The sequence below is a fragment of the Pseudomonas kilonensis genome, assembly GCF_001269885.1.
GTDB lineage: Bacteria > Pseudomonadota > Gammaproteobacteria > Pseudomonadales > Pseudomonadaceae > Aquipseudomonas > Aquipseudomonas kilonensis.
Genome location: NZ_LHVH01000017.1, coordinates 538338 through 552429, shown reverse-complemented (window position 1 = coordinate 552429; position 14092 = coordinate 538338). Strand labels below are relative to the sequence as shown.

Below are 14092 nucleotides of genomic sequence, written 5' to 3'. Positions count from 1 at the left end.
TAGCTGTATGGGCATACAGTAACCGAAGACTGCAATTTTCGCCAATGGCTGCGCGTGGATACGATGAATGGAGAGACTATCAACGCAGAAACGCGACAACCTGTTCGGCGTCAAAAGGCCAGTCAAGCTCTGCGTCAGTATCGATTCGGCGCAGGACAGGGATACGTAGCCCATAAGTTTCGGCTGTAGCTTCGCTCTCGGCGATATCCACCAACTCCACCAACAATCCATGTTCGACGAAAGGCATCAGTTCAGCTTCGGCTACTTCGCAAAGATGACACCCCAGGGTGCCGAACAACTGGCATTCAGGAAGCATGGCGGGTAGACCCAAAAAAGTTAGACGGTCATTCTAGGCCCGCCTCGGAAAACCGTCGAGTCGCTGGCTCGCTTCAAGGTGTTTCGGTAAAACGCTGATGCAAATCACTGAGCGCCAATGCTTTTCCAGCGACGCTTGTCGCATTTTCCCCTCTACGCTGTGCGTTGTAGCCTTGAAACGGAGTTCCCCTTGTTTGCCAACCTGCTGATCATCCTTGCCTCGTCCCTGGTGGTCATCGCCTTGTTCAGACGGCTGCGCCTGCCACCCGTGCTGGGTTATCTCTGCGTCGGGCTGGCGGTCGGGCCTACCGCGCTGGACTGGGTCAACGACAGCGAAGAACTGCCAGACTTGGCCGAGCTCGGGGTGGTGTTCCTGCTGTTCTCGCTGGGCCTGGAGTTTTCCCTGTCGAAAATGCTCGAACTGCGTCGGGTCGTGTTCGGCCTCGGCAGCCTGCAGGTGCTGTGCTCGGGGGCAGTCCTGGCGGGATTGCTGGCATTGGGCGGCGCGCCTGCGATCGCCGCGTTGTTGCTCGGTGCCGGGCTGGCCTTGTCCTCCACTGCCATCGTCAGCAAGGAGTTGACCAGCCTGGGCGAGATTTTCAGCAGCCACGGCCAGAACGCCATCGGCGTGTTGTTGTTCCAGGACGTGGTCGCGGTGCTGCTGTTGACCCTGGTACCGGTCTTCGCTGGCAGTAGCGAGCACCCGTGGTACTGGGCGCTGCCCTTGACCCTGGGCAAGACCTTGGTTTTGTTCGGTGGCCTGCTACTGGCCAGTCGGCTGCTGTTGCCCCGGCTGTTCCATGAAGTGGCGGCGTCCCGATCCGCAGAACTGTTCGTGCTGCTGGCCCTGGTGATCGTGTTGCTGACGGCATGGCTGACCCACCTGCTCGGTTTGTCACCGGCCCTGGGTGCGTTCCTGGCGGGCATGCTGCTGGGGGAAAGCCACTACCGACATCAGATCGAAGCCGACATACGCCCGTTCCGCGACATCCTGCTGGGGCTGTTCTTTGTCAGCATCGGCATGCTGATCGACCTGCAGCTGTTCCTCGATGACGGCTTGTTGATCCTGGGATTGACCCTCGGTTTGATGCTCATCAAGGGCTGCGTGGTCGCCATCCTGGTGAAATGGCGCGGCAGCGACGGTGAAACCGCCTGGCGCAGCGGCCTGGCGCTGGCCCAGGGCGGCGAATTCTGCTTTGCCCTGATGGCGCTGATGCAGCAGAACCGCCTCATGCCCGCCGACATCAGCGGCCTGCTGCTGGCCGCGACATTCTGCTCGATGCTGCTGACCCCGTTGTTGCTGCGCGCCGCGCCACGCGTAGCCGCGCACCTGCATCGCAAACCCAACGAAGAGGCGCAACTGGACCAGATCAGCGCACTCAATGCCGGCTTGTCGGGCCATGTGGTCATTTGCGGCTACGGCCGCGTCGGCCAGTCCATCGGGCGGTTCCTGCGCCGCGAAGGCCAGGCGTTCGTCGCCCTGGATGACGACCCGGTGATCATCCAGGAAGCCACCGTCGGGGAAAACTGCGTGCACTATGGGGATTCACGACGAGGTGACCTGCTTGCGGCCGTTGGCTTGAGCCGCGCCAGGTTGCTGGTGATCGCGGTGGACAAGACCGACATCGCCATCACCGTGCTCAAGGCGGCCCGCCAGGTCAACCATCAAGTACCGATCCTGGTGCGCACCCGTGACGACAGCCAACTGGCCGAATTGCAGGCAGCCGGGGCCAGCGAAGTGGTCCCGGAACTGCTCGAGTCAAGCCTGATGCTGGCTTCCCACGCCCTGATCATGCTCGGCCTGCCCGAGCAGCAGGTCCAGCAGCATGTGGATCAGGTCCGTCATGACCGCTATCGCCTGCTCCATGGCTTTTATCCTGGCAACCAGGACAAGGAGCCTTAGTGCAACGCTCAGTCCTGGCTGACCGCGCCGATCTTGTGAATCGACAGGTCGGCGCCGTAATACTCTTCTTCCTGGGTCAGGCGCAGCCCCAGCACGGCGTTGATCACGCCATAGACCGAAAACCCGCCGGCCAGGGCGACGACAACACCCAGTGCCGTGCCAATCAACTGGCTGATCAGGCTGACCCCACCCAGGCCGCCCAGGGCACTCTGGCCAAAGACGCCACAGGCAATGCCGCCCCAGACCCCGCACAGCCCGTGCAACGGCCAGACGCCGAGCACATCGTCGATCTTCCACTTGCCCTGGGCCGCCGTGAAGCACCAGACAAACAAGGCTCCGGCAATGGCACCGGTGGCCAGCGCACCGACCGGGTGCATCAGGTCGGAACCGGCACAGACAGCCACCAAACCGGCCAGCGGGCCGTTGTGCAGGAAACCCGGGTCATTGCGTCCGACAATCAATGCCGCCACGGTACCGCCCACCATGGCCATCAACGAATTGACCGCCACCAGCCCGCTCACCCCGGGCAAGGTCTGGGCACTCATCACGTTGAAACCGAACCAGCCGACAATCAGGATCCACGACCCCAGGGCCAGGAATGGAATGCTCGAAGGCGCGAACGCCACCAGGCGACCGTCCCGGTAGCGGCCGTTACGCGGGCCGAGCAAGAGCACGGCAGCCAGCGCCAGCCAGCCGCCCATGGCATGTACCACCACGGAGCCGGCGAAGTCATGGAAACTGGCGCCGAACCGGGCTTGCAGCCACGCCTGCAGGCCAAAATTGCCGTTCCAGACCACGCCTTCGAAAAACGGATAGACAAACGCCACGATCAACACCGTGGCGCACAACTGCGGGGCGAACCGCGCACGTTCGGCAATACCGCCGGAAATGATGGCCGGGATCGCGGCGGCAAAGGTCAGCAGGAAGAAGAACTTCACCAGGCTGTAGCCATGATCGGCACTGAGCACCGCCGCCGGTTGCAGGAAGGTCACGCCGTAGGAAATCCAATAACCGACAAAGAAATAGGCCAGGGTCGAAACCGCGAAATCGCTGAGGATTTTCGACAGCGCATTGACCTGGTTCTTTTGCCGGACCGTTCCCACTTCAAGAAACGCAAAGCCGGCGTGCATGGCCAGGACCATGACTGCGCCGAGCAGGATGAACAGCGTATTGGAGCTGTGGACCAGACTGTCCACGGCACTTTGCATATTTTCCATGGTATTGGCAGACCTGAAAAAGTTGAAAAAAGCACCAAATCGGTTCGCTTGCCTTGCGAGCGCACCAAGTTGAAACGACTCATTGGCCGGACGCAGCCCGCTGAACCGCTTTGGTGCGCAAGAACGGTCAAAACGAAATCCCGCCTGGAGGTGCTTCGCGGGTTTTGATTATTTGGGTTAAGGTTTTTCGGGCTTTCGCCCAGCTTCAGCGCACTGGCGCAGGCTGACGCACCAGTACATGGCAAAAGCCTGAGCAAAAGTTGTACCAGTCACTTGTACTGAACCTTCCAGCAAGGCTCATACTCGAACGTTTCAGACGTCACTTACGGAGATTCACCGATGGCCAGAACCCAGGCAAAGACTGCTCAAGAAACCCTGATGGAAGATTTCCAGACGCTGGTCAGCGACACGGAACGGTTGCTTGATCACACCGCGACGCTGGCAGGCGATCAAGCCGATGCACTGCGCAGTCAGATTCACGAAACCCTCCTGCGCGCCCGCGAAACGCTCAAGCTTACGGAAGATTCCATGCGCGAACGCGGCCAGGCTGCGGTGGTCGCCACCGAGGAATATGTACAGGCCAACCCTTGGCAATCCGTGGGCATTGCCGCGGGCGTTGGCTTTCTGATTGGCCTGCTGGCAACACGGCGCTAATGATGGGTATCGACGAATCCGGCTCGTCCGAAGCGGGCACACAACCGACAGCACGTCGCCTGGGCGCGGCGTTCCTTGGCTTGTTGCATAGCCACGTCGAATTGTTCGGCATGGAGTTGCAGGAACAGAAGGCACGCACCGTCAGCCTCCTGCTGTTCGCCGGCCTTGCGCTGGTGTTCGGCTTGCTGCTGTTGGTCGGGCTTTCGGCACTGGTACTGATCCTGGTATGGGACACCTATCGCCTGGCGGGCATTATCGGCCTGTGCCTGTTCTACCTGCTGGCAGCGCTGTTCTGCGGTCTGCGGCTCAAGGCAGCGATCTATGACGAGTCCTCCCCTTTTAACGCCACCCTCGAAGAGCTGGCCAATGACCGGGAGCGCCTGCTGCCATGAGCCTGCCTGATATCCCTCAAGCCCGAACCCGACAGGAAATGCGCAAGGCGCTGGTGCGTCTGCGCATGGAAATGCATCGCCAGGAAATCCGTCAGGAAACGCGCCAGTTGCTGCAGCCCTTGCAACGGGTGCGCGGCTTGACGCAAAGCTGGCACGAAGGTTTCGGCATCAAGCACGCGCCACTGTGGGGCGTGGCGGCGGTGTCCCTGCTCGGTTTCATCACCGGCAAACGGACCCGCAATGGTGGTGGCGGTGGCTTGACTGGCCTGATCCGCCTGGCAACCACATTGCTGCCGTTGGTCAAGCTGGCCAAAGACCTGCGCAAACCCTGAGGGACCCGCACCCTGTGGTGAGGGGTTTTATCCCCTCACCACAAAAGGTTATGTATCCGGTCCGTGCGGTCTATAGGCCTTGCAGGGCAGCCCACGAACCGGGAAGCTAGGGCATCGACATCATCAAACGGAGCAACCGGCCTTGGATTGGCATACCCTGCTGACTCGCGAACGCCTCGGAAAACCGCTGCACAGTCCGCAAGAGCTGGGCCGCAGTCCTTTCCACAAGGACCACGACCGCATCATCTTTTCCGGCGCCTTCCGCCGCCTCGGACGCAAGACGCAAGTTCATCCGGTCTCCAGCAACGACCACATCCACACGCGCCTGACCCATTCCCTGGAAGTCAGCTGCGTCGGCCGTTCCCTGGGCATGCGCGTGGGGGAAACCATTCGCAATGCCCTGCCTGACTGGTGCGAGCCAAGCGACCTGGGCATGGTGGTGCAATCGGCCTGCCTGGCCCACGACATTGGCAACCCGCCGTTCGGTCACTCCGGCGAGGATGCTATTCGCTATTGGTTCCAGCAGGCCGCCGGCCGTGGTTGGCTCGATGCAATGAGCGAAGCCGAGCGCAACGACTTCCTCAACTTCGAAGGCAACGCCCAAGGATTCCGCGTTCTCACCCAGCTTGAATACCATCAGTTCGACGGCGGAACGCGGCTGACCTATGCCACCCTCGGCACCTATTTGAAATACCCCTGGACGGCCCGCCACGCGGACTCGCTGGGCTACAAGAAGCACAAGTTCGGTTGCTACCAGAGCGAACTGCCACTGTTGGAGCAGATTGCCCACAAGCTCGGCTTGCCACAGATCGAGGATCAACGCTGGGCGCGGCATCCCTTGGTGTACCTGATGGAGGCCGCCGATGACATCTGCTACGCGCTGATCGACCTGGAAGACGGCGTGGAGATGGATCTCCTGGAATACCCCCAGGTGGAATCGCTGCTCCTGGACCTGGTGGGCGACGATCTTCCGGACACTTACCGCCAGCTTGGGCCGCTGGACTCGCGGCGACGCAAACTGGCGATCCTGCGGGGCAAAGCCATCGAACACCTGACCAACGCCGCCGCCCGGGCTTTTGTCGAACAGCAGGAAGCATTGCTTGCCGGTACATTGCCAGGGGATTTGGTGGAGCATATGCACGGCCCGGCAAAACGCTGCGTGTTGAATGCCAAGGACATGGCGCGCCGGAAAATTTTCCAGGACAAGCGCAAGACCCTGCATGAAATCGGTGCCTACACCACGCTGGAAATCCTGCTCAACGGATTTTGCGGGGCCGCCCTCGAACAGCACGGAGGCCGTACGCCTTCGTTCAAGAATCGCCGCATTCTCGACCTGCTGGGGAACAACGCGCCAGATCCCAACGGCCCCTTGCATAGCGCTTTCCTGCGAATGATCGATTTCATCGCCGGGATGACTGACAGCTACGCCAGCGAAATGGCCCAGGAGATGACCGGCCGCACGCGCCAATAAAAGGCGTGGATCGACGAAGTGCTGCGCCTGGCACAAAACCTGTGGGAGCGAGCTTACTCGCGATGGCGGTGGATCTGTGCGCATCAATGCAGGATGTGCCACCGTCATCGCGAGCAAGCTCGCTCCCACAGGGATTGGCGGTGAATGTGAATTTTGTAGCGCTGCGCCACAAGGAGTTTGAAGTAGATAAACAACTGTATGGTTTACACAAACCTCGATTGAAACGTTTCTTTTGTTTGCACAAACAACACTATCAAAGAAATATCCCTTCACACACCGCCAACACATCCCCCTCTTATTGTCGCCCACCGACTAAAAAACCGATTACCTCGTAATATCTTGCCTCTTTTTTTGTAGGAAACTTCTGAAATTGAAGTTGCATGCCCGTCTCTTCGTACGGCCCTGGTTGTAAGTGGGCTAAGGTGCGCGCTTTATTCAAGTTCGCAGGGTAATTTATTCATGAACTCCGTTTTCATTGTCGACGATCATCCGGTCATCCGCCTCGCTGTTCGCATGCTTCTGGAGCATGAGGGCTATAAGGTCGTAGGAGAAACTGACAACGGCGTCGATGCGATGCAAATGGTGCGCGAATGCATGCCAGACCTGGTTATCCTGGACATCAGCATTCCCAAACTCGACGGGCTGGAAATCCTCTCGCGCTTCAACGCCATGACCACTCCGCTCAAGACGCTGGTGCTCACGGCCCAGTCGCCGACGCTCTTCGGCATTCGATGCATGCAGTCCGGTGCCTCTGGTTACGTTTGTAAACAGGAAGACCTCAGCGAACTTGTCAGCGCAATCAAAGCGGTATTGTCCGGCTACAACTACTTTCCCAGCCAGGCGCTGAATCCGGTACGCCCGGATGACCCACGCAGTATCGAGCTGGACCTTTTCAAAAGTGTCAATGATCGGGAACTGATGGTGCTGCAACTTTTTGCCCAGGGCCGTACCAACAAGGAAATAGCCAAAGGCATGTTTCTAAGCAATAAAACCGTCAGTACTTATAAGAAGCGGCTGATGCAGAAGCTCAAGGTCAAGTCCCTGGTCGATCTGATTGAAATGGCGAAGCGCAACGCGCTGGTGTGAGAAGAAACAGGATGCTCAGACGCATAACCGAATGTCTCCTGCTGATCAGCGCAGCGTTATATGCAGGAGTGCTCATGGCGGCACCGGATGCGCCCGAGCACTATACGTTGCTGGGCCGTTCGTCCATGGCCCATACCGAGATCAAGCTGGATGACGTTCACCGCGCTTGGCTACAGGATCGGCAAGCGCTGGTCCTGGGAACGTCCGCGCCGGATTACCCGCCCTTCGATCTCTCCACCAGCGGACGCGACTACGAAGGCCTGACGGCCGATTACGCCGACATCATCGCCAAAGCCACCGGCCTGCCCATGAGCGTCCTGCGCTTCGACTCCCGCGAGGCGGCCATGGCCGCACTCAAGGATGGGCAAATCGATATGCTTGGCACCGCCAACGGCTTCGAGGCGCGCAACCCCGATATTGTGCTGTCAACGCCGTACGCAGTGGACCAACCCGTTCTCGTCACCCGAACGAATGAAAGCCGATCCCTGACTGACGATCTCGAAGGGTTACGGCTGAGCATGGTCTATCACTACCTGCCGCTACGGGAAATTGAAAAACTCTACCCCAAGGCACTCATCACCACCTACCCGTCCTACCAGAACGCCATCAATGCCGTCGCCTTCGGTCAGGCCGACGTATTTCTCGGCGATACCCTTTCCACCCACTACATGATCAACAAGGGCTACTTGAGCAATATCCGCATGGCCAGCTTCGGCAAACACGAATCCCATGGGTTCGGTTTCGCCGTACGACGTAGCGACACCCGCTTGTTGGAAGTCATCAACGCTACGCTGAGCCAGGTCTCCATTGCCGAGCAAGCCGCCATCTCCAAGCGCTGGAGTGCAGGCAGCGACCTGTATCTCACGGACCACAGGATACAACTGACCGACCGCGAGCAACGCTGGCTGGCCAGGCATCCGGTGGTCCGAGTAGTGGTGAACGACACCTCCGCGCCCTTCACCTTCTTCGATGCGGATGGGGACTTTCGCGGCATCAGTGCCGACCTGCTGGAACTGATCCGGCTGCGCACCGGCCTGCGCCTGGACATCCAGCGCCGCCAGAACGACAGCGAGATGATTACCGCGGTCCTCAACGATCAAGCCGACATGATCGCCGCACTTTTGCCCAGCAGTGAACGACAACTCCAGTTGAAGTTCAGCCGCCCCTACGTCGACAGCTCGTTCGTCCTGCTGACCCGCAAACAGTCCGACACGCCCACGACACTCGATCAGTTCGGCCACGCCAGCCTGGCAATCGCCAAAGGCAATCCGGTCATTGAATGGCTACGCAGCCAATACCCAAACATCCAAATCATCGAAACGGACGGCCCCTTGCGCGCCGTGGAAATGCTCGTCCACGGCCAGGTCGACGGCAGCGTGAACTCGCAGGTGATGGCCAACTACTTCATCTCCTCCTATGCGTGGCGCGACAGGTTGCAAATCAGCAGCACGGTGGGCACCCAACAGGCCATGTTCGCGCTGGCCACGGCAAAAAACGCCACCGAGTTGAACGCCATCCTCGACAAGGCCCTGACCAGCATCGACCCCGACGAACTGGGCGTCATCAACAACCGCTGGCGCGGTTACGTCTCGCCCTCGGAACACACCTGGCGTACCTACAACCGCCTGTTCCTGCAGATCGGCGCGGGCGTTGGCCTGTTGTTGCTGTTTTCCCTGGCGTGGAACGCCTACATGCAGCGCCAGATCAGGCAACGTCAACGGGCGGAACTGGCCCTCAATGATCAGCTCGAATTCATGCATTCGCTGCTCAATGGCACCCCCCACCCCATCTACGTGAGGGATCGCAACGGCATCCTGCAAAGCTGCAACGACAGCTACCTGCAAACGTTCGACATCAAACGCGAAGACGTCATCGGCAAGAGCCAGATGCCAGGATCCATGAGCAACGCCTTCGAAGCGCAGGAGTACCAGGCGGACTACCAGCGTGTCATGGCCGAAGGCACCGCCCTGATCGTCGATCGGCCCCTGCACATCGGGGACAGGCAACTGACGATCTATCACTGGATCCTCCCCTACCGAAACTCCGCCGCCGAAGTGCGAGGCATCATCGGCGGCTGGATCGACATCAGTGAGCGGCGCCAGCTGTTCGAGGAACTGCGCGCGTCCAAGCAACGAGCCGATGACGCGAACCGCGCCAAAAGCACGTTCCTGGCAACCATGAGCCATGAAATCCGCACCCCCATGAACGCGGTGATCGGCATGCTTGAGCTGGCGCTGAAACAGGCCGACAAGGGCCGCGTGGACCGTTCGACCATCGAAGTCGCGTACGAGTCGGCCTCCGGCATGCTCGAACTGATAGGCGATATCCTGGACATCGCCCGTATCGAATCCGGCCACCTGAGCCTGGCCCCCGAACGCGTCGATCTCAGGACCCTGCTGCAATCGGTCATTCGGGTATTCGAGGGCGTGGCCCGGCAGAAAAACCTGGCGCTGTCCTTGCAGTTCGACGCCGCCGAGGGCAGCCCTGACGTGTTGATGGACCCGTTGCGATTCAAACAGGTGCTGTCGAACCTGATCAGCAATGCCCTCAAATTTACCGAGCAGGGCCAGGTCGTGGTCAAGGTCCGGCTGTCTCCAACCAACCAGGACGACGTTCTGCAAATGCATCTGGAGGTCAACGACAGCGGCATCGGTATTGGCCCGGCGGACCTGCAACGTTTGTTCGAGCCGTTTGCCCAGGTCGATAACACCAGCCGGATGGCCCGCAACGGTGCGGGGTTGGGGCTGGTGATCAGTCGCAACCTGTGCCGGATGATGGGCGGCAACCTGCACATGAACAGCCAACCCGGCAGCGGCACCCAGGTCCAGGTCTGCCTGCAACTGACCGTCCTGTCGACGGCGCCGGTTCGCCCGCCACCTGAACCGGTCATCGAAACGGCCCAGGCCACCCTGAACGTCCTGATCGTGGACGATCATCCCGCCAACCGCCTACTGATGTCGCAGCAATTGGAATACCTGGGCCATCACTACCAGGTCGCCCATGATGGTGCCCACGGGCTCGAGGTCTGGCAAAAAAATCATTTCGATCTGGTCATCGCCGATTGCAACATGCCCATCATGAACGGCTACGAACTGGCCCGATCGATTCGTCGCGATGAGTCCGAGCAGCAACGGCCACCTTGCACCCTCCTGGGGTTCACCGCCAATGCACAACCGGAGGAAAAACAACGCTGCCAGGACGCTGGAATGGATGACTGCCTGTTCAAGCCGATCAGCCTGAGCGCCTTGAGCCAATGGATCAAAGCAGTCAAACCCGCCGGACGCCCCACCGTTTTCAGTGTACAAAGCTTGCAGGCGTTGACCGGCGGCGACCCTTCGTCCAACCGGCGCCTGCTGGCTGAATTACTCAGCAGCAGCCGCTCGGACCGCCAGGAATTGCTCGACGTCGCCCGCGGCGCAAACCGGCAAGCGCTGACCGAAATAGCGCACAAGATAAAAGGCGTCGCCCGCATCGTCCAGGCGACCTCGCTGATCCAGTGGTGCGAGGCGTTGGAGCGCGCTTGTCACCAGGCGCAGGCACCTGGACGAATCAGCGATTGCATCGACGCCCTCGACCGCGCCATGAGCGAACTGGAGCGGGCCCTCGAAACGGAGATCGCCAAGGCAAAATAATCCAGCGTTTACTATGCTATTCGCTCAGCAGTGCGTACCTGGGGGGTTCTCGATCGGTTTCCCTTGCACGCGGGAACACCCATCGAGAACACCCCCTGACACTTGGAGTGACTGCAATGCCCAGCGCACCGCGTCCGGACAAACGCCGGTTCCCCCTGCACGTCCACATCAGCGTGATGTTTACCCTGCTTTTGCTGCTGACCGGGGTGGTGCTGGGGGTTTTCAATTACCGGCAAACCACGCAAATCATCCTCTCCAGCAGTGAAAAACTGTTCAACCGTATTGAACAGGACGTGCGCCTGGATTTGTACGACACCTACGAACCCATCCGTCACCTGTTGAGCCTGCTGGCTGACTACCCGGCGACGCGCACGCCGCAGATGGCGCAACGCCTGGCCCTGCTCGTGCCCTTCAGCCAGGCGCTGCGGGACAACCCTAACCTGGCATCGTTGTACCTGGGCGATCAGCGCGGCAATTTCCTGATGGTCCGGCCGCTGCGCACCGCGGCCCTGAAAGCCGCCCTGCAGGCGCCGGCCAACTCGGCCTACCAGGTCTGGACCGTGGAACGGGCCACCGAGCAAGGCCCGGTTCATTCCCAGTCGCGGTTCTACGACGAGGCCCTGACACTCATCGGGCGCCGGGACATAGCCGACGAAATCTACGATCCCCGCGGCCGCAGCTGGTTTCGCAGCGCCGTCGGCAGCACCGAGCAGATTACCACCGAGCCCTACGTTTTTTTCTCCACCCAAAACGTCGGCACCACCCTCGCCCGGCGCAGTGGCGAGCAGGCTGTCATCGGCGCCGACCTGACCCTGGTGGCCCTGTCCCAGACCCTGGCCAAGCACAAGGTGACGGCTGGCACCGAGGTCGTGCTGCTTGATCCCAGGGGCAACGCTGTGGGTTATCCCGACAGCCGCCGGCTGCTCGCCGACGCCCAGTCGACACACCTGATCAAGGCCCGCGACCTCAGCCCGGCCATCGCCGCCGCACTCGACAACAACACTGACACCACGCGCCTGGAAGCGGCCGGACGCCAGTGGATCGTGTCTCGCAGCCACATGCAGGAAGGCGGGCCCCAAGGCCTGGAACTGGCGTTGCTGGTCCCTGAAGATGAGCTGCTGGACAATGCCTACCGCATGCGCTGGCAAGGCGCGCTCATCACCCTCGCCACCCTGCTGCTGTGCCTGCCCCTGGGCTGGCTGACGTCCAGGATCCTGGTCAAGCCTTTGCGCGAACTGGTGCAGGAGGCCGATGCCATTCGCAGCTTTGACTTCAACTACCCGGTGTCCCGTCGCTCCCCGGTGCTGGAGGTCGATCAGTTGAGCGTCTCGATGGCGCGCATGAAAGAGACCCTGGCAAGTTTCTTTGAAATCACCGCCAGCCTGCGCGCCGAAACCCGCTTCGCCCCGTTGCTGGAACGGGTGTTGTTTGAAACCGTGAAGATCGGCCAGGCCCAGGCCGGCCTGATCTACCTGCGCGAGAACGACGACAATCGGGTCAAGCCGTATGGGCTGGTGATCGATGGAACGCCCAGGGACCTCGACGCCTTCAAGTTGCGCAGCCATGCACTACAGGCGAGCGCCAGCCCGCCATGGCTCCAGCAACTGGCTACCTCGGACAACCTCGTGGCATCCCTGGGCTTCGAACAGGCGGGCGACCTGCAGGGCGTGCTGCGGGAGCTGGACTCCCCGCGCGTCCACTTGATCGGTATTCGCCTGCGCAATCGGCATCAGGAAACCGTCGGCGTACTGGTGTTGCTGGTCACCGACAGCGGCACCGAAGCCGACCTGGAAAAACTGCAGCCCGACCGCATCGCCTTCCTCCAGGCCGTGTCCGGCGCCGCCGCCGTGAGCATCGAGGCCCAGCGCCTGCAAGCCAGGCAAAAGCAATTGCTGGACGCCTTCATCCAATTGCTGGCCGGCGCGATCGATGCCAAGAGTCCCTATACCGGCGGCCATTGCCAGCGGGTGCCGGTCCTGACCCTGATGCTCGCCCAGGCCGCCGCTGCCAGCCAGGCACCGGCATTCGACGCCTACCGGCCAACGGAGGATGAATGGGAAGCCCTGCACATCGCCGCCTGGCTGCACGATTGCGGCAAGGTCACCACTCCCGAATACGTGGTCGACAAAGCCACCAAACTGGAAACCCTGAACGACCGGGTCCACGAAATACGCACCCGCTTCGAAGTGCTCAAGCGCGACGCCTGGGTCGACTACTGGCAGGCCGTGGCAAGCGGCGGCGAGCCGTCATCCCTGGCGCAACAGCGTGACGCGACATTGACGGCCCTGGATGACGACTTCGCCTTCGTCGCCCGTTGCAACCTGGGCGCCGAAGCCATGGCCGAGGCCGACCTGCAACGCCTGCAGCAGATTGCCCAACGCCCGTGGACCCGGACCCTCGACGATCGCCTGGGGGTTTCCTGGGAAGAGAACCGACGCCAGAATCGCACGCCCAAGCCGACACTACCGGTCACTGAGCCGCTGCTGGCAGACAAGCCCGAACACCTGCTTGAGCGCCACGCGGCCGAACTGATCCCGGCGGACAACCCATGGGGCTTCCAGCTCGATGTTCCGGCCTGGAAATACAACCGCGGCGAACTCTACAACCTGAGCATCACGCGCGGCACGCTGACCCGCGAGGAGCGCTACGTCATCAATCATCACATGGTGCAGACGATCCTGATGCTCAGCCAGTTGCCCTTCCCCAGTCACCTGGACAGCGTGGCGGAGATCGCTGGCGGTCATCACGAGAAAATGGATGGCAGTGGTTACCCCAAGCGCCTCCAGCGCGAAGAGATGAGCCTGCCGGCGCGCATGATGGCCATTGCCGACATTTTCGAAGCACTGACGGCGGCCGACCGCCCCTACAAGAAAGCCAAGAAACTGAGCGAGGCCCTGGGCATCATGGCCACCATGTGCCGTGACGCCCATATCGATCCCGAGCTGTTCGGGCTGTTCATCGAAGAAAAAATCTACGAGAGCTACGCCAACCAGTTCCTCGACCCACACCAGATCGATGAAATCGACCCCCACGGCCTGCTGGTCAAGGCAGGGTTGAAGGCATGAAGGCTATCCCTGTAGGAGCTGACGA

Annotated in this window: 10 protein-coding genes; 8 read left to right on the top strand and 2 right to left on the bottom strand. The window is 60.8% G+C overall.

The features are described from left to right. Positions 1 to 79: 79 nt before the first annotated feature. Positions 80 to 316, bottom strand: a complete 237-nt coding sequence (locus AD662_RS09080; RefSeq protein ID WP_018603163.1) for a glutaredoxin family protein — start codon at positions 314 to 316, stop codon at positions 80 to 82. A gap of 189 nt (positions 317 to 505) precedes the next feature. Here AD662_RS09080 and AD662_RS09075 point away from each other — a divergent pair, with 189 nt between their 5' ends. Then, positions 506 to 2218, top strand: coding sequence for a cation:proton antiporter (locus AD662_RS09075; RefSeq protein ID WP_018603160.1), 1713 nt, complete (start codon positions 506 to 508; stop codon positions 2216 to 2218). An 8-nt stretch (positions 2219 to 2226) separates the two neighbouring features. Here AD662_RS09075 and AD662_RS09070 read toward each other — a convergent pair whose 3' ends face one another. Beyond that, on the bottom strand, positions 2227 to 3435 hold the full coding sequence (locus AD662_RS09070; protein ID WP_053186716.1) for an ammonium transporter: 1209 nt from the start codon (positions 3433 to 3435) through the stop codon (positions 2227 to 2229). A gap of 339 nt (positions 3436 to 3774) precedes the next feature. Between AD662_RS09070 and AD662_RS09065 the strand changes: the two genes are divergently transcribed. The 7 genes from AD662_RS09065 (at position 3775) to AD662_RS09035 (ending at position 14067) form a co-directional block, all read left to right on the top strand. After that, complete coding sequence (locus AD662_RS09065; RefSeq protein ID WP_003199441.1) at positions 3775 to 4089, top strand: ElaB/YgaM/YqjD family protein; 315 nt, start codon at positions 3775 to 3777, stop codon at positions 4087 to 4089. Between the two features lie 2 nt (positions 4090 to 4091). Further along, positions 4092 to 4481 (top strand): phage holin family protein, encoded by a 390-nt coding sequence (locus AD662_RS09060; protein ID WP_024618372.1) that lies wholly within the window; start codon positions 4092 to 4094, stop codon positions 4479 to 4481. Continuing rightward, the gene (locus tag AD662_RS09055) at positions 4478 to 4813 is read left to right on the top strand and encodes a hypothetical protein (RefSeq protein ID WP_003199437.1); all 336 of its coding nucleotides are present in this window, start codon (positions 4478 to 4480) and stop codon (positions 4811 to 4813) included. The genes AD662_RS09060 and AD662_RS09055 overlap by 4 nt, the downstream gene beginning before the upstream one ends. Before the next feature lie 142 nt (positions 4814 to 4955). Next, positions 4956 to 6284: a deoxyguanosinetriphosphate triphosphohydrolase gene (locus tag AD662_RS09050; protein ID WP_003199435.1), complete on the top strand. Its 1329-nt coding sequence runs from the start codon at positions 4956 to 4958 to the stop codon at positions 6282 to 6284. 459 nt (positions 6285 to 6743) lie between these two features. After that, complete coding sequence (locus AD662_RS09045; RefSeq protein WP_003199430.1) at positions 6744 to 7370, top strand: response regulator transcription factor; 627 nt, start codon at positions 6744 to 6746, stop codon at positions 7368 to 7370. 11 nt (positions 7371 to 7381) lie between these two features. Further along, the gene (locus AD662_RS09040; RefSeq protein WP_053186713.1) at positions 7382 to 11002 is read left to right on the top strand and encodes a transporter substrate-binding domain-containing protein; all 3621 of its coding nucleotides are present in this window, start codon (positions 7382 to 7384) and stop codon (positions 11000 to 11002) included. Between the two features lie 116 nt (positions 11003 to 11118). Beyond that, positions 11119 to 14067 (top strand): HD domain-containing phosphohydrolase, encoded by a 2949-nt coding sequence (locus AD662_RS09035; protein WP_053186710.1) that lies wholly within the window; start codon positions 11119 to 11121, stop codon positions 14065 to 14067. Positions 14068 to 14092: the final 25 nt, after the last annotated feature.

What these genes read in the sequence shown, in the direction of transcription:
- AD662_RS09035 (WP_053186710.1), top strand. Translation starts at nt 11,119, where the DNA reads ATGCCCAGCGCACCGCGTCCGGACAAACGCCGGTTCCCCCTGCACGTC.
- AD662_RS09045 (WP_003199430.1), top strand. Translation starts at nt 6,744, where the DNA reads ATGAACTCCGTTTTCATTGTCGACGATCATCCGGTCATCCGCCTCGCT.
- AD662_RS09065 (WP_003199441.1), top strand. Translation starts at nt 3,775, where the DNA reads ATGGCCAGAACCCAGGCAAAGACTGCTCAAGAAACCCTGATGGAAGAT.
- AD662_RS09040 (WP_053186713.1), top strand. Translation starts at nt 7,382, where the DNA reads ATGCTCAGACGCATAACCGAATGTCTCCTGCTGATCAGCGCAGCGTTA.
- AD662_RS09055 (WP_003199437.1), top strand. Translation starts at nt 4,478, where the DNA reads ATGAGCCTGCCTGATATCCCTCAAGCCCGAACCCGACAGGAAATGCGC.
- AD662_RS09080 (WP_018603163.1), bottom strand. Translation starts at nt 316, where the DNA reads ATGCTTCCTGAATGCCAGTTGTTCGGCACCCTGGGGTGTCATCTTTGC.
- AD662_RS09070 (WP_053186716.1), bottom strand. Translation starts at nt 3,435, where the DNA reads ATGGAAAATATGCAAAGTGCCGTGGACAGTCTGGTCCACAGCTCCAAT.
- AD662_RS09060 (WP_024618372.1), top strand. Translation starts at nt 4,092, where the DNA reads ATGGGTATCGACGAATCCGGCTCGTCCGAAGCGGGCACACAACCGACA.